General features: G+C 64.0%; 15 protein-coding genes. 3 read left to right on the top strand and 12 right to left on the bottom strand.

Going from position 1 to position 17,329, the window contains the following annotated elements:
- Positions 1 to 5: 5 nt before the first annotated feature.
- Positions 6 to 1,994, bottom strand: a complete 1,989-nt coding sequence (locus tag K3551_RS13040) for an FAD-dependent oxidoreductase (RefSeq protein WP_259913946.1) — start codon at positions 1,992 to 1,994, stop codon at positions 6 to 8.
- A gap of 437 nt (positions 1,995 to 2,431) precedes the next feature.
- Here K3551_RS13040 and K3551_RS13045 point away from each other — a divergent pair, with 437 nt between their 5' ends.
- The 3 genes from K3551_RS13045 (at position 2,432) to choV (ending at position 5,293) form a co-directional block, all read left to right on the top strand.
- Positions 2,432 to 3,352, top strand: coding sequence for a choline ABC transporter substrate-binding protein (locus tag K3551_RS13045; RefSeq protein WP_259913949.1), 921 nt, complete (start codon positions 2,432 to 2,434; stop codon positions 3,350 to 3,352).
- A gap of 76 nt (positions 3,353 to 3,428) precedes the next feature.
- Positions 3,429 to 4,265, top strand: a complete 837-nt coding sequence (gene choW / locus K3551_RS13050; RefSeq protein ID WP_259913950.1) for a choline ABC transporter permease subunit — start codon at positions 3,429 to 3,431, stop codon at positions 4,263 to 4,265.
- Positions 4,262 to 5,293, top strand: a complete 1,032-nt coding sequence (gene choV, locus K3551_RS13055) for a choline ABC transporter ATP-binding protein (RefSeq protein WP_259913952.1) — start codon at positions 4,262 to 4,264, stop codon at positions 5,291 to 5,293. The genes choW and choV overlap by 4 nt, the downstream gene beginning before the upstream one ends.
- Here choV and phoB read toward each other — a convergent pair.
- The 11 genes from phoB to obgE all read right to left on the bottom strand — a co-directional run bounded on the left by phoB (position 5,278) and on the right by obgE (position 17,320).
- The gene (gene phoB / locus K3551_RS13060; protein WP_259913955.1) at positions 5,278 to 5,967 is read right to left on the bottom strand and encodes a phosphate regulon transcriptional regulator PhoB; all 690 of its coding nucleotides are present in this window, start codon (positions 5,965 to 5,967) and stop codon (positions 5,278 to 5,280) included. The two genes, choV and phoB, sit on opposite strands and share 16 nt — an antisense overlap.
- Position 5,968: 1 nt before the next feature.
- On the bottom strand, positions 5,969 to 6,688 hold the full coding sequence (gene phoU / locus K3551_RS13065; RefSeq protein WP_259913958.1) for a phosphate signaling complex protein PhoU: 720 nt from the start codon (positions 6,686 to 6,688) through the stop codon (positions 5,969 to 5,971).
- 11 nt (positions 6,689 to 6,699) lie between these two features.
- Positions 6,700 to 7,497, bottom strand: a complete 798-nt coding sequence (gene pstB / locus K3551_RS13070) for a phosphate ABC transporter ATP-binding protein PstB (RefSeq protein ID WP_259913960.1) — start codon at positions 7,495 to 7,497, stop codon at positions 6,700 to 6,702.
- A gap of 12 nt (positions 7,498 to 7,509) precedes the next feature.
- The gene (pstA, locus tag K3551_RS13075; protein ID WP_259913962.1) at positions 7,510 to 8,856 is read right to left on the bottom strand and encodes a phosphate ABC transporter permease PstA; all 1,347 of its coding nucleotides are present in this window, start codon (positions 8,854 to 8,856) and stop codon (positions 7,510 to 7,512) included.
- Entirely contained in the window at positions 8,853 to 10,304 is a 1,452-nt protein-coding gene (gene pstC / locus K3551_RS13080; protein WP_259913964.1) for a phosphate ABC transporter permease subunit PstC, read from the bottom strand. Before pstC ends, pstA begins: the two co-directional genes overlap by 4 nt.
- Positions 10,305 to 10,375: 71 nt before the next feature.
- Positions 10,376 to 11,407: a substrate-binding domain-containing protein gene (locus tag K3551_RS13085; protein ID WP_259913967.1), complete on the bottom strand. Its 1,032-nt coding sequence runs from the start codon at positions 11,405 to 11,407 to the stop codon at positions 10,376 to 10,378.
- Between the two features lie 155 nt (positions 11,408 to 11,562).
- On the bottom strand, positions 11,563 to 12,624 hold the full coding sequence (locus K3551_RS13090) for a cell wall metabolism sensor histidine kinase WalK (protein WP_259913971.1): 1,062 nt from the start codon (positions 12,622 to 12,624) through the stop codon (positions 11,563 to 11,565).
- A gap of 89 nt (positions 12,625 to 12,713) precedes the next feature.
- Entirely contained in the window at positions 12,714 to 13,895 is a 1,182-nt protein-coding gene (locus K3551_RS13095) for a PLP-dependent aspartate aminotransferase family protein (RefSeq protein ID WP_259913979.1), read from the bottom strand.
- A gap of 34 nt (positions 13,896 to 13,929) precedes the next feature.
- Complete coding sequence (locus K3551_RS13100; RefSeq protein WP_259913983.1) at positions 13,930 to 15,189, bottom strand: glutamate-5-semialdehyde dehydrogenase; 1,260 nt, start codon at positions 15,187 to 15,189, stop codon at positions 13,930 to 13,932.
- Positions 15,189 to 16,298 carry a glutamate 5-kinase gene (proB, locus tag K3551_RS13105; protein ID WP_259913986.1) on the bottom strand — a complete coding sequence of 370 codons (1,110 nt, stop codon included), beginning with the start codon at positions 16,296 to 16,298 and terminating at the stop codon, positions 15,189 to 15,191. The genes K3551_RS13100 and proB overlap by 1 nt, the downstream gene beginning before the upstream one ends.
- Positions 16,283 to 17,320 carry a GTPase ObgE gene (gene obgE / locus K3551_RS13110; protein WP_259913989.1) on the bottom strand — a complete coding sequence of 346 codons (1,038 nt, stop codon included), beginning with the start codon at positions 17,318 to 17,320 and terminating at the stop codon, positions 16,283 to 16,285. The genes proB and obgE overlap by 16 nt, the downstream gene beginning before the upstream one ends.
- Positions 17,321 to 17,329 lie beyond the last annotated feature (9 nt).

The following is a 17,329-nucleotide window of genomic DNA, read 5'->3' on the forward strand; positions in this document are numbered from 1 at the left end:
CCCCCTCAGAACGCATAGGACGCAAGCGCGTGAAACAGGACGAGCAACGGCAGCGGCCAAAGCAGCAGGATGTGCGCCCAAGTCGGAACCCGGCGCGGCGGGTTGCGGGCGGTTCCGATCTGGCGCGCGCGCAGGGCATGATCCCCACCGGTCGCAAGCCCCGCCAAGGCACCGATCAGGATGGCCCCCAGAAACGTCAGCCCCAAAGCCAGGTTCCAACCGGATCCAAGCGCAAAACCGGTGTGCAACAGAAACCCGGCCAAGGCGACCAGCCCGATGCCGTTGTGCACCAACCGCCACCCATTGAACCCGCCAAGCCTGTCCAGCCAGCGTACCCGCTTGCGCAGACCCAGTGCAAAGGCGGCCAACGTCAGGCCGACCAGCAGAAACCCTGTCCATTGCTTGACGATGTTGTCCCGCCACAGCCAATCCCGCAGGCTGTCGGGCGCGTAGCTGTCCGGAAACGGCACGGCCCCGACCACCAGGGGTACAGCCCCGATCAGCATGGCCACCGACGACAGCCCCAGCACCGGTTTCCACAAGGGGATCGGTTCCGGCGCGCCACCCGCGTCGATCATCTCGGCCATCAGCGGCTGGCAGGTACCGCAGACGGTCCCTGCCCCGGTCGCCGCAGACAGATCCGGGACGGTCGCGGCACCCTGCGACATGGCACGGCGCAGCTGACCCGCAGTCACCCCCGTGCAATTACAGACCGTCGCGCCATCGGCCATCACCTCTGCGCTGTGGTCGCTTTCCGGCCAGAGGTGACCGTTGGCGCGAAACCGGAAGACCATCCAGGGCTGCACCGTCAGCCCGTGACCAACCGCGTCCTGCACCCGTCCGACATCGCGCCAGCCGCCGACTGCGATGGCGGCGACCAGACGCCCCCGCTCGATAAAGATGCGGCGGTAGGCACCGCCGCTTTGCCAGGCATGGGTGCGGACGTTTGCGCGGGCCTCCAGTTGTTCGACCGGTCCTGCGGAAAAAACCTCGGCCCCGATGACCTTCAGCTTTGTGGCGGGTGGGCGGGCATCGAACCGCGACGCGTGACCCGCGATCCGGTCGGCGGCGACCTCTGCCTGCAACAGGCCGGGACCGACCAGCCCGTAGAGCTGACCATCATGTTCGGCGCATTCGCCGACGGCCAGGATATCCGGGTCCGAGGTCTGCATGCGATCATCGACCGTGATGCCCCGACCAAAGGCCAGCCCGGCGTCGCGCGCCAGGTCCAGATTGGCGCGGATGCCGGTGCAGATCACGACCGTGTCGCAGGCGATCTCCGTCCCGTCGGACAGCGCGAGTCCTGCGACACGTTCCGTGCCGGTGATTTCCTTGACCGCGACCCCTGTGCGCACGACGACCCCCATGTCCGCGACCCGGTCCGCCAAAAGGGCACCGCCTGCGGCATCCAGCTGACGTGGCATCAACCGGCCCTCGTGTTCGACAATGGTGACCGCACAACCGCGCTGTGCCATGCCGCGCGCCGCCTCCAATCCCAGCAGCCCGCCACCGATCACCGCGACACGCCGCGCCGAAAACGACCGCGCCAGCAGGGCCGAGGCGTCATCGGCGCTGCGAAAGCGGAACACACCGTCGCGATGCCGTCCGGGGATGTTGGGTACAAAGGCGCGCGATCCGGTCGCCAGGACCAGCTTGCGATAGGGCCAGATCGCCCCTGCGGCTGTCACGACCTTGCGCGTGGTGCGGTCGATTCGCACAACGTGCTGCCCCAGGCAAAGCTGCGCGGCCTGCTCGGGCCTTGTTGGCCCCGGCAGGATGATGTCCCGAAACTGTGCCTCGCCCGCAAGCAGGGGCGTCAGTTGCACGCGATTGTAGGGATCGACCGTCTCATCCGTCAGCACGACCGATGCCAGGCCCGCGCGTGCCAGCACCTGCGCCGTGCGCATTCCAACCGGGCCACCCCCGACGATCACGATCCCGTCGTGCGGGGCCGCCGTTCCGGGGTTGGATATGGAGTTGAACTCTGCGGACACAGAAACGCTCCTTTCACGGGAAAACCCGATCCGATGAGCGTCTTTGCCCCTTGTCGATCCTAGCGACGCGACCACCATTGCTCGCGCTGCGCCCTCAGGATTGTGCAGGTGCAGAAACTGTCAAGGCAGATGCGGCAGGGGCCGCGAAATTGGCCTGTCTCGGCGGTTCATTGCGCCGGTGTCCTGCGCCGGATGCACAATGTCGCGGCTTGATTGCGCGATTGTTGACCGGTCTGGGCACATCCTTCAGGGCACGTGCAGGACCCGACGGAATGCCTCGATGACAAGAATCACGTCTCGTCGATCATGTCTGTGCGCCCCAGGTCCAAGATAATGCCGCGCACGCCCCCGACGCAGACGCAACCCGGGCCGCAACCGCTTGCACCGATGGCGTCGATGGCGTCTATTCTGGGCAAAACACACGAGGGAGTTCCAAAATGATCCGTCTGACACTGACCGCGTCCGCGCTGGCCCTTTCCGCCGCAGCCGCACAGGCCGCCTGCGAAGAGGTCAACTTTGCCGATGTTGGCTGGACTGACATCACCGCAACCACAGCCGCGACCTCCGTTCTGCTGGAGGCGCTGGGCTATGAGACGGATGTCAAGGTGTTGTCCGTTCCGGTGACCTACACCTCGATGGCCGCAGGCGATATCGACGTGTTCCTGGGCAACTGGATGCCCACGATGGAAGGTGACATCGCCCCCTACCGTGAGGCCGGGACCGTGGACACGGTTCGCGCCAATCTCGAAGGGGCCAAGTATACGCTGGCCGTGAACGACGCCGCGCAAGCCCTTGGAATTGCGTCCTTCGGGGATATTGCAGCCTATGCCGATGCGCTGGACGGCAAGATCTTTGGCATCGAGCCGGGCAATGACGGCAACCGTCTGATCCAGTCGATGATCGACGCCGACGCCTTTGGCCTGTCGGACTTCGAGGTGGTCGAATCCTCCGAACAGGGGATGCTGGCGCAGGTGGAACGTCTGACCCGGCGCGAAGAGCCGATCGTCTTTCTCGGCTGGGAACCCCACCCCATGAACGCCAACTTCGATCTTACCTATCTGGAAGGTGGCGACGATTTCTTCGGGCCGAACCTGGGTGGCGCGACCGTCTACACCAACACCCGCGCCGGCTATGTCGCGGACTGCCCGAACGTTGGCAAACTGTTGGAAAATCTCAGCTTCACCTTGTCGATGGAGAATGAGATCATGGGCGCAATCCTCAACGACGGCGAAGACCCGGAGGATGCGGCAACGACCTGGCTGAAGGCGCACACCGACGTGCTGGACGGCTGGCTTGACGGTGTCACCACCCTGGACGGGGGCGATGCCCTCGCCGCCGTGACCGCCGCTCTTCAATAATTACCCCATGAAATGACGGGACGCTGCCGGGCCGCTTGCCCGGTGGCGACCGTTTCCGACAGAACTGGCAGGCACGATGGACTGGCTAACCGACAACAAGATCCCGGTGGGAAAGGTCGCGGCCAGCGTCTTCGACTGGCTGCAAGACAACTTCTACTGGGCGTTCGACGCCTTCGCCGTGGCGATGGAAGTTATGATCGACGCGATCCTCTGGGTGCTGCAAACACCGCATCCCTTGATCATCGTCGGCGTTTTCGTCGCCTTCACCTGGTATCTGCGACGCAGCTGGAAAACCTGCCTGTTCATCGCCCTCGGTTTTCTGTTCATCCTGAACCAAGGCTATTGGGAAGAGACGACCGAAAGCCTGACATTGGTCCTGTCGGCTTGCGTCGTATGCATGGCGGTCGGGGTCCCGATCGGCATCGCGGCGGCCCACCGACCCAGGTTCTACGCCACGATCCGCCCTGTTCTGGACCTGATGCAGACCCTGCCGACCTTCGTATATCTGATCCCGGCCATCGTGTTCTTTGGCATCGGCATGGTGCCGGGCCTGATCGCGACGGTGATCTTTGTGCTGCCCGCACCGATCAGGTTGACCTACCTCGGCGTCGTGTCCACCCCGATGCCCCTGTTGGAAGCCGCGCGCGCCTTTGGTGGCACCCCGCGTCAGGTTCTCTGGAAGGTAGAGCTGCCCTATGCGCTGCCCCAGATCATGGTCGGCCTGACGCAAACGATCATGCTGTCGCTGTCGATGGTCGTGATCGCCGCGCTGGTCGGGGCCGACGGGCTGGGCGTGCCGGTTGTGCGTGCGCTCAACCAGGTGAACACGGCGTTGGGCTTTGAAAGCGGCTTCGTCATCGTGGTCGTCGCCATCATGCTCGACCGGATGCTGAACCGCGGAGACAGCCAATGACCGCCGTGCGTTTCGACAACGTTTCCATCGTTTTCGGGGACAAGCCCCAAGTCGCCCTGCCCCTTATGGACCAAGGGCTTGACCGGTCCGAGATCCAGAAGAAAACGGGCCAGGTTCTGGGCGTCCACAACTGCTCGCTCGATGTGGCCGAAGGTGAGATCCTGGTGCTGATGGGTCTGTCCGGTTCGGGCAAGTCGACCTTGTTGCGGGCGGTGAATGGTTTGAACCCGGTGGTGCGCGGGTCGGTTACGGTGACCGACGGGGCCTGGTCGTCGACCCTGCCCGATTGCTCGGCGGATGATCTGCGCAAGCTGCGGCGCGAATGCGTGTCCATGGTTTTTCAGCAATTCGGCCTGCTGCCCTGGCGCAGCGTGCGCGACAACGTGGGCCTGGGGTTGGAGCTGTCCGGCATCGCCGCGCCTGAAATCGCGACCCGCGTCGATCGGCAACTGGCGCTGGTCGGCCTTTCGGATTGGGCCGACCGCAAGGTGGGCGATCTGTCGGGCGGGATGCAACAACGTGTGGGCCTGGCCCGTGCATTCGCAACCGAAGCCCCGATCCTGCTGATGGACGAGCCGTTCTCGGCGCTCGACCCGTTGATCCGGTCCCGCCTTCAGGATGAACTGTTGGAGCTGCAATCGGACCTGCAGCGCACGATCATTTTCGTCAGCCACGACCTGGACGAGGCGTTCAAGATCGGCAACCGCATCGCCATCATGGAGGGGGGGCGCATCGTTCAATGCGGCACCCCGCAGGAAATCATCGCCACACCCGCGAACGACTATGTGGCGGATTTCGTGTCGCACATGAACCCGCTGACCGTTCTGACCGCAGGTGACGTTATGGTCACCGGCACCCCCGCGCCAGAGGCGACCGCCCTGCCCCACGACACCCCGGTCGAAACGGTGATGCGCGAGGTGCTAAGCACCGGACCGGTTGCCATCCATCAGAACGGCAAACCGGTCGGTCAGATCAGCGAGACGGACATCCTGCGCGCGCTGTCCAAGGACGATCAGCCAAGCGCATAGCCCGCGCCCCGAACCGTACGGATCGGGTCGTCGGATCCACTGGCATTGCGCAGCGCCTTGCGCAGGCGCCCGACGTGGACGTCGACGGTGCGACTGTCGACATAGATATCGCGCCCCCAGACCCGGTCCAGCAACTGATCCCGCGACCAGACCCGTCCCGGCCGTTCCATGAATGTCGTCAGCAGGCGGAACTCGGTCGGCCCCAGGTGCAACTCGGCCCCCTGGCGGAAGACGCGGTGTTCCTCGGTGTTGACAGAAATGTCATCGAATTCAAGCACCTCGCCAACCGATGCGGGCCGCACACGGCGCAGTTGGGTGCGGATACGGGCCATCAATTCGACCACGGAATAGGGTTTGACCACGTAGTCATCGGCCCCGGTTTCCAACCCCCGCACCCGGTCCACTTCTTCGGACCGCGCAGAGATCATGATGACCGGAATGCCGCGCGTTTCCGGCCGGGATTTCAGGCGACGGCACACCTCGATGCCCGACACCTCGGGCAGCATCCAGTCCAGCAGGATCAGATCCGGCGCATCTTCGCGCGCCAGATCCATGGCGGCATCACCCGAAGTGGCCTGACGCACGTCATAGCCTTCGGCCTCCAGGTTGTAGACGAGGATTTCCCGTTGCGGGGCCTCGTCCTCTACAACCAGGACAGAGGGGTTTGCAGACATCTCAGCTCACCGTGCCGCCCTTGGTGGACGAGGTGATGTCGGCCTTCGTCCGCTCATCATCGGGCATTTCGCCGGTCACCAGATAGATGACCTGTTCGGCGATGCCGGTGACCAGATCGCCCATGCGCTCTATGTTCTTGGCCATGAAATGCAGGTGCATGCAGGCCGTGATGTTGCGCGGGTCTTCCATCATGTGGGTCAGATATTCACGGAACAGACCGTTATACATCTGGTCCACTTCTTCGTCGCGGGCGCGCACGTCGGCGGCCAGATCGGCATCGCGCTGGATATAAGCGTCCAGCGCATCCTTCAGCATCAGCTGAACGGCCTTGGACATGCGGCGCAGGCTGGCGGTGCCACCTTCGACCGGATGCAGCTCCAACAGGATTTCGGACCGCTTGGCCATGTTCTTGGCATAGTCCCCGATACGTTCCAGCGCCGCCGAGATGCGGAAGATGGTCAGCACGGTGCGCAGGTCGGTCGCGATGGGCTGGCGCAGGGCGATGACGCGCGCGGCCTCTTCGTTGACGTTGTGTTCCATGGCGTCGATGATCTTGTCCCCGGCGCGCACCTTGGCCGCCAGTTCCGAGTCGCCCTCGATCAAGGCGATGGTTGCCTTGTCGATGGCGTCCTCGACCTGCCCGCCCATTTTCATGATCAGGGCCTGGATCGCCTCCAGATCACGGTCAAACGCCGTCACGATGTGGTTCGATTGGATCATTGTCCTGCTCCTCAGCCGATCCGGCCGGAAATGTAGCTTTCGGTGCGACTGTCTTCCGGCTGGGTAAAGATCTTGCCGGTTTCGCCGTATTCCACCAGGTTGCCGAGGTGGAAAAAGGCCGTGCGCTGACTGACCCGCGCCGCCTGCTGCATGGAATGGGTGACGATCACCACGGAATAGTTCTGCCGCAGCTCGTCGATCAGCTCTTCCACCTGGGCGGTGGCAATGGGGTCGAGGGCCGAACAGGGTTCGTCCATCAGCAGGATCTCGGGGCTGGTCGCGACGGCCCGTGCAATGCAAAGCCGCTGCTGCTGCCCGCCCGACAGGCCGGTGCCTGGCTGTAGCAACCGGTCCTTGGCCTCATCCCAAAGAGCCGCGCGGCGCAGGGAGGATTCCACGATGTTGTCCAGATCCGCCTTGTCCGTCGCCAGCCCGTGAATGCGCGGGCCGTAGGCGACATTGTCATAGATCGACTTAGGAAACGGGTTCGGTTTCTGGAAAACCATGCCGACCTTGGCGCGCAGCTGCACCGGGTCGACCCGTTTGTCATAGATGTCCTCGCCGTCAATACGGATGTCGCCTTCGACGCGGGCCACCGAGATCGTATCGTTCATCCGGTTGATGCAGCGCAGGAAGGTGGACTTGCCGCACCCCGACGGGCCAATGAAGGCGGTGACCATCTTGTCGGCGATCTCTACGTTCACGTCCTTGATGGCATGGGTGTCGCCGTAATAGACCTGCACGCCGCGCGCGGTGATCTTGGCCTCTTGATTGTCCACGGCTCTCTCCGTCAATCGCATATCGTTCATTGTATCGGCCCCTTACCAGCGGCGTTCGAATTTGCGGCGCAGATAGATCGCCGTCAGGTTCATGATCAGCAGGAAAACCAGCAGCACGATGATCGCACCCGAGGCCCGTTCCACAAAGGCCGGATCGGACCGTTGCGTCCAGTTGAAGACCTGCACCGGCAAGGCGGAGGCCGGGTCGAAGAAGCCTTCGGGCGGGGCGTCTGGATATTCCCGCACGAAAGCCACCATGCCGATCAGCAGCAGCGGGGCGGTTTCCCCCAGGGCCTGCGCCAAGCCGATGATCGTGCCGGTCAGGATACCGGGCATGGCCAGAGGCAGAACGTGATGAAACACCGATTGCATCTTGGACGCGCCCAGGCCCAGGGCCGCATCGCGGATCGACGGCGGCACGGCTTTCAACGCGGCACGTGTGGCGATGATGATCGTCGGCAGGGTCATCAACGTCAGGACCAGCCCGCCCACGATGGGTGCCGATTGGGGCAGCCCCGCAAAGTTGATGAAGATCGCCAGACCCAGGATGCCGAACACGATGGACGGAACAGCCGCCAGGTTCGAGATATTGACCTCGATCAGGTCGGTAATCCGGTTTTGCGGCGCGAACTCTTCCAGATAGATGCTGGCGGCGACGCCGATGGGCAGGGCCAGAACCAGCACGATCAGCATCATGTACAGGGATCCAAGGATCGCGACGCCCAGACCCGCAGCCTCTGGCCTTGTGTCCGATGCATCGGGCCAGGTCAGGAATTTCCAGTTGAAACCGGTCCGGAGCAGGCCCGCTTCCTCCAGCGCGACGGCCAGATCAAGCTGTGCGGGCGAGACGTTGTTGTCCAGCTCTGCCGAAGCATAGGTGACGCGCCCCTTGTAGAAACCGTCGATGCGTCCATTGGCCAGCACCTCGACCGGGATCGTGCTGCCGACGATCTCCGGGTTGGCCAGAACGTAGTTGCGCAGCTGCGCCACGCTCTCGTCCGAAATGATCTCGGCGGCGTCCTTGGCGGACAGCTCGGTTTTGATGCCGTTGGCTTCCAACGTGGCGGCCAGACCTGCGCGCAGCAGCGGCGCATACCCGAAGGTCGTGACCTTCCGCATGACGTCCAGATCCCGAACGCCGGATTTGTCCAGCTTGTCCTCGGGCAGTTCGACCATGATCTGGATCGAGGTCTGGCGGAACGCGGAAAGGCCCGCGCCCAGGATCGAAGTCATCAGCAGGATCAGCATCAGGATGCCGATACAGACCGCGGCAAAGCCGTACATCTTGAACCGGGCTTCTGCCGCGTTTCGTTTCGTCGTGTGGGCGTCGGCGGACATGAGAGAGCCCTTGCCGGCCCCGGATGCCGCAGGTGCGGTGGCGTCGGTCATTCGTACTGCTCCCGGTACTTGCGCACGATATAGAGGGCGAGGACATTCAGCCCCAGCGTGATCACGAAAAGGGTGAGGCCAAGGGCAAAGGCCACAAGCGTCTCGGGCGAAGCGAAATCGGTGTCGCCGGTCAATTGGCTGACGATCTTGACCGTCACGGTGGTCATCGCCTCGAACGGGTTCAGGCCCAGCCGGGCCGCGGCCCCCGCGCCCAACACCACGATCATCGTCTCACCGATGGCGCGCGAAGCCGCCAGCAGGATGGCCCCCACGATGCCAGGCAAGGCGGCGGGCACGATGACCTGGCGGATGGTTTCGGACTTCGTCGCCCCCAGACCCAACGATCCGTCGCGCATCGCCTGCGGCACCGCGTTGATGATGTCGTCCGACAGCGATGACACGAAGGGGATAAGCATGATGCCCATCACCAACCCGGCCGTCATGACCGACGAGGCAGAGTTGCCAAGGCCCATCGGTTCGGCGATGACATCGCGCAACAACGGGCCCACGGTGATCAGCGCGAACAAGCCGTAGACGATGGTCGGGATGCCGGCCAGGATTTCCAGCAAGGGCTTGGCAAAGGCGCGAAACTTGGGCCCCGCGTATTCCGACAGATAGATCGCTGCGAACAGACCCACCGGCACCGCGACCAGCAAAGCGATCAGCGAGATGTACAGCGTCCCCCAAAGCAGCGGCAGGATGCCCAGCTCCGACGCGCCGCCCCGGCCCGAGAAACTCGGCGACCAGGTGGTCGAGAAAAAGAAATCCTGCCAGCGATACTGCGAGAAGAAGTTCATCGTTTCGAACAACATCGACAAAACAATGCCCAACGTCGTCAGGATCGCGATGGACGCAGCCGCCATCAGCAGGACCAGAACACCCTTCTCGACGACGTTGCGGGCACGAAAGGCCCCATCGCTGCGCTTGATCGCCCAGGCAGCCCCGATCAGGGCCAGGACGGTGACAGCGGCAAACATCATCATCGACAGCGTGGCGCGCGCACCGCGGTAGTCGTTTGCCGCATCCAGAATGGCCGCGTCCAGATCCGCACCAAGCGCCACACCCCCAGAGGCGAGCGCGGCGGAAATGTCTTCGGTAGACATGGCCGACAGCCGCTGTGGCGCGATGCCCGAAACGTCCAGCCCGTCGGCCACGCGGCGCACGTCGGACATCACCAACCCGATGGTCGATCCTTCGGGGATCGCGCTTTCGGGAAAGTCGGCGGCAACGGAGCGTTCCAATATCATGGGCTGCACCAGCAGCCAGACGACCAACAGCCCCAAAGCAGGCGTCAAAGCCATCAAGAGACCGTTCAATCCGTAATAGATCGGCAGGCTATGCAGCTCTCGCGCATCGCCCGAGACAGAGGCCAGCGCCCGACCTCGGGCCAGAATGAATGCAGCCGTCCCAAGGACGGCCAGCAGGATAATCAACCATGACAACGGCATCGAAAGCTCCGGTCAGCGCGGGCAAGGATGGGTTGGGGCACGCCGCATGCGCGCCCCAACCCGGTGGTGACTTAGTTCATGGTCACTTCATCGGACACCGTCGCCTGCACGGCGGGCAGTTCCGGGTCGGACACCAGACCGTAGTCCGACAGCGGGCCGTCGGGGCCCGAGATGTCGTCGGAGACGAAGAATTCTGCGAATTCCTTCAGGCCGGGGATCGCGCCGATGTGGGCCTTCTTGATGTAGAAGTAGAGCGGGCGCGACACGGGGTATTCACCGGTCGAAATCGTCTCGGTCGAGGGCGCGACGCCGTCCATCGTGGCGACTTTCAACTTGTCGGTGTTGTTCTCGTAGAACGACAGACCGAAGACACCGATCCCGTTCGGCGAGGCGTCGATGCGGGCCAGGGTTTCGGTGTAGTCGCCGTCGATGTCGACCGAACGTCCGTCGGTGCGAACCTCCAGGCAGGCGTCCTCGGCGTCGTCTTCCGACATGCCGGCGGCCATCATCGCCTCAAAGGCACCGGTGGCTTCGCAACCCTCGGCGATCACCTTCTCTTCGAAGACTTCGCGCGTGCCGTGCTTGGTGCCCGGAATGAAGGCCAGGATCTCGGCGGCCGGCAGGTCGGCGTTGAAATCCGACCACTGGGTGTACGGGTTGTCGACCAGGGCACCGTCAACCATGACCTTGGGGGCCAGGGCGTTGAACAGGTCGGACGGCGTAAAGGCGGTGAAGGCCGGGCCCGACTGCTGGCTGGCAAAGACGATGCCGTCATAGCCGATGCGGACTTCGATGATGTCGGTCACGCCGGCCTCGGCACAGGCGGCGATTTCCTTGTCGCGGATCTTGCGCGAGGCATTGGCGATGTCGATGGTGTTCTCGCCCACGCCTTCGCAGAAACGCTTCAGGCCAGCGGAGGAGCCACCGGATTCGACGACGGGCGTCGGAAATTCAAAGTTCTCGCCAAAGGCCTCGGCAACGATGGAGGCATAGGGCAGCACGGTCGAGGAACCGGCAACCTGGACCTGGTCACGGGCGGCAGCGGCGGTCGCGGAAACGGCGGCAACGGCCAGCACGGACACGGCGGTCTTGGTGAAAGACATGACAACTCCTGTTTGTGTCTTCGAACATGACCGCCCCCTTGGACGATCATCTGACGCGGCAGCTAGGCATCGGGTGTTGGGCTTTTGTGACGGCTTGGTAACAGTTTTATGACGGCGGCCGATTTAGGCAAAATTTGCAGAAAATCGGACGCTGATCACACCTGCGCGGGCACGGTGATGGTCACCCGCGTCCCCCGACCTTCGCGGCTGTCGATCCGCATGCGGCCTCGGTGGCGATTGACGATGTGCTTGACGATCGACAGGCCCAGACCGGTGCCGCCCTGTTCCCTGGATCGCCCTGTATCGACCCGGTAAAACCGCTCTGTCAGGCGCGGCAGGTGTTCCGGCGGGATGCCCGGTCCGTCATCGCGCACCTCCAACACCCAGGCAGGACCGCGCAGCACGGGTTCCCGCGCGATTTCCACAAGCGATACATCGACCGCCCCCGGACGCCCGCCATATTTGATCCCGTTCTCGATCAGGTTCATGGCAACCTGCATCAGCTGATCCCGATCGCCCACAACCATGGCCGTTTCCGGCAACACGGGGCGCAGCGCGACTTCGGCCAGGTCGGCCCCCATGGACAGGGATTCAACCGCATCGCGCAGCACCTGGGCCAGATTGACCTGATCCTTGGGGCGCCTGCGCGTCAGTCCTTCCAACCGGCTAAGCGCCAGCAGGTCGGACACAAGCCGGTTCATCCGCGCCGTTTCCAGCGCCATAAGCCCCAGAAACCGCTCCTGCGCGGAAGGATCCCGGCGCGCCGGTCCTTGCAGCGTTTCGATAAAGCCCATGATCGCGGTCAGGGGGGTCTTCAGCTCGTGACTGACGTTGGCCACGAAATCCCTGCGCATCGATTCCTCGTTGCGCTTGGCCGACACGTCCCGAAACACCAGCAAGACCATGCGCCGTCCGGGCTGGGCCGCGATTGGCGAGACGGACACCTCGAACAAGGTCTCTACCGCACCCGCAGAATGCGAAAACTGGGCCGTTCCGGCGCGTCCGTATCCAAAGGCATCCTCGACAGGGCCAAGCAGATCCGGCTGCCGCAGAACGCTGACGTATGATTGACCGTCAATCCACGTGCCAAACCATTCATGCGACGCCAGATTGGCCGCCGCCACGCGACCATTCGGATCCAGCAGGAGCGTCGGCTCCTTCAGGGCATCCACCATCTGTTCCAGCAACGGCAGCGATTCAGGTACGAGCGGCGGCATTGATCAGGTATCCTTGCGACAGGGCGTGTGGGGCTGTCCTGCGAAAGCTACGCACGGAATGTGATACTGACCAGACAAGGCCGCCCGTCCTAGGGCGCGGCGACTGCGTTCAATGCATTGGTGAAATCGTTGGTCAGCAAGCTGATCGGTTCGCAGCCGACGGACACGCGAAAGAACCCTTCGGTGATGCCCAGTGCCGCACGCCCCTCTGCCGTCAGGCCCCTGTGGCTGGAGGACGCCGGATGCGACAGCGTGGTACCCACATCCCCAAGCGTCGGCGCAAACGCAACCTGCGGCGCCGCGCGCGTCAAAGCATTGGCCTGATCGCGCCCGCCATGCAGACGGAAGCTGAGCATGTTGCCGAATTGTCCATTCAACAGCGCCCCCGCCCGGTTGTGATCGGGGTGGTCGGGCCGACCGGGGTACAGCACCGCCTCGACTGCCGGATGCGCGGCGACGACCTCGGCCAGGGCGGCGGCATTGGCCTGCGCCCGTTCAAACCGCATGTCGAAAGTATAGAGCCCCCGCTCCGCCATCCAGCAGTCCCAGGGGCTGGGCGTAAGGCCCAGCGTGACGATGGTGTCGTAGATCGCCTTGCGATGCGTCGCGTCGCGCGTCAGCACATAGCCAAGCGTGACATCGCTATGGCCAGCCAGCAGCTTGGTCACCGAATGGATGACCACATCCGCGCCACGCGCGTAGGCCGGAAAGCCGTAGGGCGTCGTAAAGGTGTTGTCGACGACCAGGATCAACCCGTGTTCCTGCGCCAGCCGTTCGATCCCTTCCATGTCGGCCACGCGCAGCGTGGGGTTCGAAACGACCTCCACCAGGATCATCTTTGTAGCGGGGGTGATTGCGGCCTTCATCGCCGCAACATCGGTCGGGTCCGCCAGGGTCGAGGTGATGCCCCATCGCGGCAGATCCTGCGTCATCATACGCAAGCTGCGGCCATACAACTGATTGCCGCCCACGATGTGATCGCCCTGCCCCAACAGCCCCAGGATCACACCGGTCACAGCAGACATGCCGGACCCGGTGACAATACCACCTTCGCCGCCTTCAAGCCGGTCGATCATGCCTGCCAGGACATCTGCGTTGGGGTGTCCTTCGCGGCCATAGGTATAACCGCGCGTCTTGCCGTCATATTGCGCGTCCAACGCGTCAGGGTCGGGCGACGCGTAGACGACCGAAGGCTGCAAGGGCGTGACGACCGCGCGGCTGACGCTGTCGGGAAAAACCGTGCGACGCACGAGGTTTGGGCGCTCTGACATGAACGTCACCTTTCAGGGTATTGATTTAACGGTGTTACCCGCGAATGGCACCATCGGCGGTGACGAGGTATTTGAAGCTGCAAAGCTGCTCTGCTCCGACGGGTCCACGGGCATGCATCTTGCCTGTCGCGATACCGATCTCGGCCCCCATCCCGAACTCTCCACCGTCGGCAAACTGGGTCGAGGCATTGTGCATCAGGATCGCGCTGTCGAGCCGGTTGAAGAACCGCTCCACCGGGGCGGCATCCTCGGACAGAATGCAGTCCGTGTGGTTCGAGCCGAAGCGCCGGATATGCGCGATTGCTTCGTCAACGTTATCAACAACTTTTGCTGCGATCTTCATGTCGAGGAATTCATGCCCCCAATCCTCATCGCTCGCCTCTTCGGTGCCGCGCAGCCCCGGTCCGGCATGCACATCGACACCGGCTTGCATCAACATGTCCAACAGATCCTGCCCCAAACCGGAGACGAGATCGCGGTGAATCAGCAGGCATTCGGCCGATCCGCAGATGCCCGTGCGGCGCGTCTTGGCGTTCAGCACGACCTTGCGCGCCATCTCGGGATCGGCGGACACGTCGACATAGATGTGCACGATCCCTTCCAGGTGCGCGAAAACGGGCACGCGGGCCTCGCGCTGGACCAGACCGACCAACCCCTTGCCGCCGCGCGGCACGATCACGTCGATGTGGTCGGTCGCGGTCAACATGGCGGCCACCGCGGCGCGGTCACGGGTGGGGACCAACTGTATCGCCGCCTCGGGCAGGGCCGCTGCGCGCAGCCCCTCGACCATGGCGCGATGAATGACCTGCGACGAATGGAACGACTCCGACCCGCCGCGCAGGATCACCGCGTTCCCGGCCTTCAGGCACAGCGCACCTGCATCGGCGGTCACATTCGGACGGCTTTCATAGATCACGCCGACCACGCCAAGCGGCGTGCGTACCCGGCGGATATGCAAGCCGTTCGGCTCGTCCCATTCTGCCAGGACCTGCCCCACGGGATCGTCCTGCTGCGCGATCGAACGCAGGCTGTCGACGATGCCCTGGATACGGCTCTCGTCCAGGGCCAGCCGGTCCATCATGGCATCTGACAGACCCTTGTCACGACCATAGTCGAGGTCGCGCGCGTTGGCCTCCAGAACCTCTGCGCGCAGGCCCCAAAGGGCATCGGCAGCCGCATTCAGGGCCTGGCGTTTCTGCGCCGGACGGGCCGAAGCGAGGTCGGCGGCAGCAGCACGGGCATCCGCGCCGATTTTCGCCATCAGGGCGGGAATGTCGTCGCTCAGGTCTTTCATCAGATCACCATATCATCCCTGTGGATCAGTGCGGCGCGGCCGGGATAGCCCAGCGTCGCCTCGATATCGCCGGAGCGCAAGCCCTTGATCTGCCGCGCTTCGTCCCCGGTGTAGCGGATCAGGCCCTGCCCCATCGCGCGCCCGTCGGGGCCCTCGATCGTGACCGGCTCGCCCCGGCCAAAGCTGCCGCCGACAAAGGTAACCCCCGCAGGCAGCAAGGATTTCCCCGCCATCAACGCGCGCGCCGCCCCGTCATCGACCGCAATCGTCCCGCGCGGTTTCATCGACCCGATCCAGCGTTTGCGCGCCACCTGAGGGTCGTCCTTGGGCAGGAACCAGGTCGCGCGCGCGCCCTCAGCCAAGGCCGTCAACGCCCGGTCACCGCCCAGGGTGATCGCCAGCGCGCACCCGGCTTCGGTGGCGATGCGCGCGGCCATGATCTTGGTGATCATGCCGCCCTTGGACAGGCCCGACACTCCTTCGCCCGCCATGGCGGCAATATCAGGCGTGATTTCCGACACGACCGGCAGGTGTTCCGCCGCCGGGTCCAGATTGGGGTTTGCGGTATACAGGCCATCGACATCCGACAGCAATACGCAGACATCCGCCCCTGCCATCGCCGCCACCTGCGCGGCCAACCGGTCGTTGTCGCCAAAGCGGATCTCATCGGTGGCGATGGTGTCGTTTTCGTTCACGATGGGCACGACACCCAAGGCCAACAACGTCTCAAAGGTCGCGCGCATGTTTAGATACCGCCGCCGGTCCGAGCTGTCGTCCAGCGTCAACAGGACCTGAGCAGAGGTCACGCCCAGCGGATCCAGAACCTCCGCATAGGCCCCGGCCAGACGGATCTGACCGACCGCCGCCGCGGCCTGCGATTGTTCCAGCGACAGCGGCGGCGTCAGGGACAGGACATTGCGGCCAAGCGCGATGGAGCCGGAGGAGACAAGGATCACATCCGTCCCCCGTGCCCGCAGCGCAGCCACGTCCGATGCCAACCCGCGCAGCCAGTCGGCGCGCACCGAACCAGTGGCCGTATCGACCAACAGGGCCGATCCGATCTTGACGACGACGCGGCGGGCGGCAGAGAGGGTTAAAGCGGTGTCCACGGCGCATCGGACGGGGCTGTTTCGGCCGCGACCGCCTCCCGTTTGATGAGCTTGCGCAGCGCGCGGAGCACGTCTGTCACGCCGTCGCCGGACACGCCGGACATGGTCATGACATCGGTGCCGGCGGCTTCGGCAAGGGCTGCGCGACGGGCTTCGACCTCGTCTTCGGGGACGGCGTCGATCTTGTTGAGAACCGTGAGGCGCGGCTTGCTGGTCAGCCCCTCACCATACATCTCCAACTCGGTGATGATGGTTTGGTAATCCTCGACAACGTGATCCGATGTGCCGTCGACCAGATGCAGCAACGCGCCGGACCGTTCGACGTGCCCCAGGAACCGGTCGCCAATGCCCCGCCCCTCGTGCGCGCCCTCGATCAGGCCGGGAATATCGGCCACCACGAATTCCACCCCGTCCACGGCGACAACGCCCAGATTGGGGACAAGCGTGGTAAACGGGTAATCGGCGATCTTGGGGCGTGCGTTGGACGTCGCGGCCAGAAAGGTCGACTTGCCCGCATTGGGCAGGCCGAGCAGGCCCACATCCGCGATCAGTTTCAGCCGTAGCCAGATCGTCCGTTCGACCCCCGGCTGGCCAGGGTTGGCGCGGCGCGGGGCCTGGTTGGTGGCGGATTTGAAATGCTGGTTGCCAAAACCGCCGTTGCCGCCCTTGGCCAGCACGATGCGCTGTCCCAGCTCGGTCATGTCGGCGATGACGGTTTCCTGATCCTCGTCCAGGATTTCGGTGCCCACGGGCACGCGCAGCAGAATATCTTCGCCATCCTTGCCGGTGCGTTGACGGCCCATGCCGCCCTGCCCCGACTTGGCAAAGAAATGCTGTTGATAACGGAAATCGATAAGGGTGTTCAGACCCTCGACCGTTTCGATGATAACATCGCCACCGCGTCCGCCGTTGCCGCCGTCGGGGCCACCAAATTCGATATACTTCTCGCGGCGGAACGACACCGCGCCCCCACCTCCGCCGCCGGAGCGGATGTATACCTTGGCAAGATCCAGAAACTTCATGTGGTGCCC

This window comes from Jannaschia sp. M317, assembly GCF_025141175.1.
Lineage (GTDB): Bacteria > Pseudomonadota > Alphaproteobacteria > Rhodobacterales > Rhodobacteraceae > Jannaschia.

What these genes read in the sequence shown, in the direction of transcription:
- K3551_RS13045 (WP_259913949.1), top strand. Translation starts at nt 2,432, where the DNA reads ATGATCCGTCTGACACTGACCGCGTCCGCGCTGGCCCTTTCCGCCGCA.
- choW (WP_259913950.1), top strand. Translation starts at nt 3,429, where the DNA reads ATGGACTGGCTAACCGACAACAAGATCCCGGTGGGAAAGGTCGCGGCC.
- choV (WP_259913952.1), top strand. Translation starts at nt 4,262, where the DNA reads ATGACCGCCGTGCGTTTCGACAACGTTTCCATCGTTTTCGGGGACAAG.
- phoB (WP_259913955.1), bottom strand. Translation starts at nt 5,967, where the DNA reads ATGTCTGCAAACCCCTCTGTCCTGGTTGTAGAGGACGAGGCCCCGCAA.
- phoU (WP_259913958.1), bottom strand. Translation starts at nt 6,688, where the DNA reads ATGATCCAATCGAACCACATCGTGACGGCGTTTGACCGTGATCTGGAG.
- pstB (WP_259913960.1), bottom strand. Translation starts at nt 7,497, where the DNA reads ATGAACGATATGCGATTGACGGAGAGAGCCGTGGACAATCAAGAGGCC.
- pstA (WP_259913962.1), bottom strand. Translation starts at nt 8,856, where the DNA reads ATGACCGACGCCACCGCACCTGCGGCATCCGGGGCCGGCAAGGGCTCT.
- pstC (WP_259913964.1), bottom strand. Translation starts at nt 10,304, where the DNA reads ATGCCGTTGTCATGGTTGATTATCCTGCTGGCCGTCCTTGGGACGGCT.
- K3551_RS13085 (WP_259913967.1), bottom strand. Translation starts at nt 11,407, where the DNA reads ATGTCTTTCACCAAGACCGCCGTGTCCGTGCTGGCCGTTGCCGCCGTT.
- K3551_RS13090 (WP_259913971.1), bottom strand. Translation starts at nt 12,624, where the DNA reads ATGCCGCCGCTCGTACCTGAATCGCTGCCGTTGCTGGAACAGATGGTG.
- K3551_RS13095 (WP_259913979.1), bottom strand. Translation starts at nt 13,895, where the DNA reads ATGTCAGAGCGCCCAAACCTCGTGCGTCGCACGGTTTTTCCCGACAGC.
- K3551_RS13100 (WP_259913983.1), bottom strand. Translation starts at nt 15,189, where the DNA reads ATGAAAGACCTGAGCGACGACATTCCCGCCCTGATGGCGAAAATCGGC.
- obgE (WP_259913989.1), bottom strand. Translation starts at nt 17,320, where the DNA reads ATGAAGTTTCTGGATCTTGCCAAGGTATACATCCGCTCCGGCGGCGGA.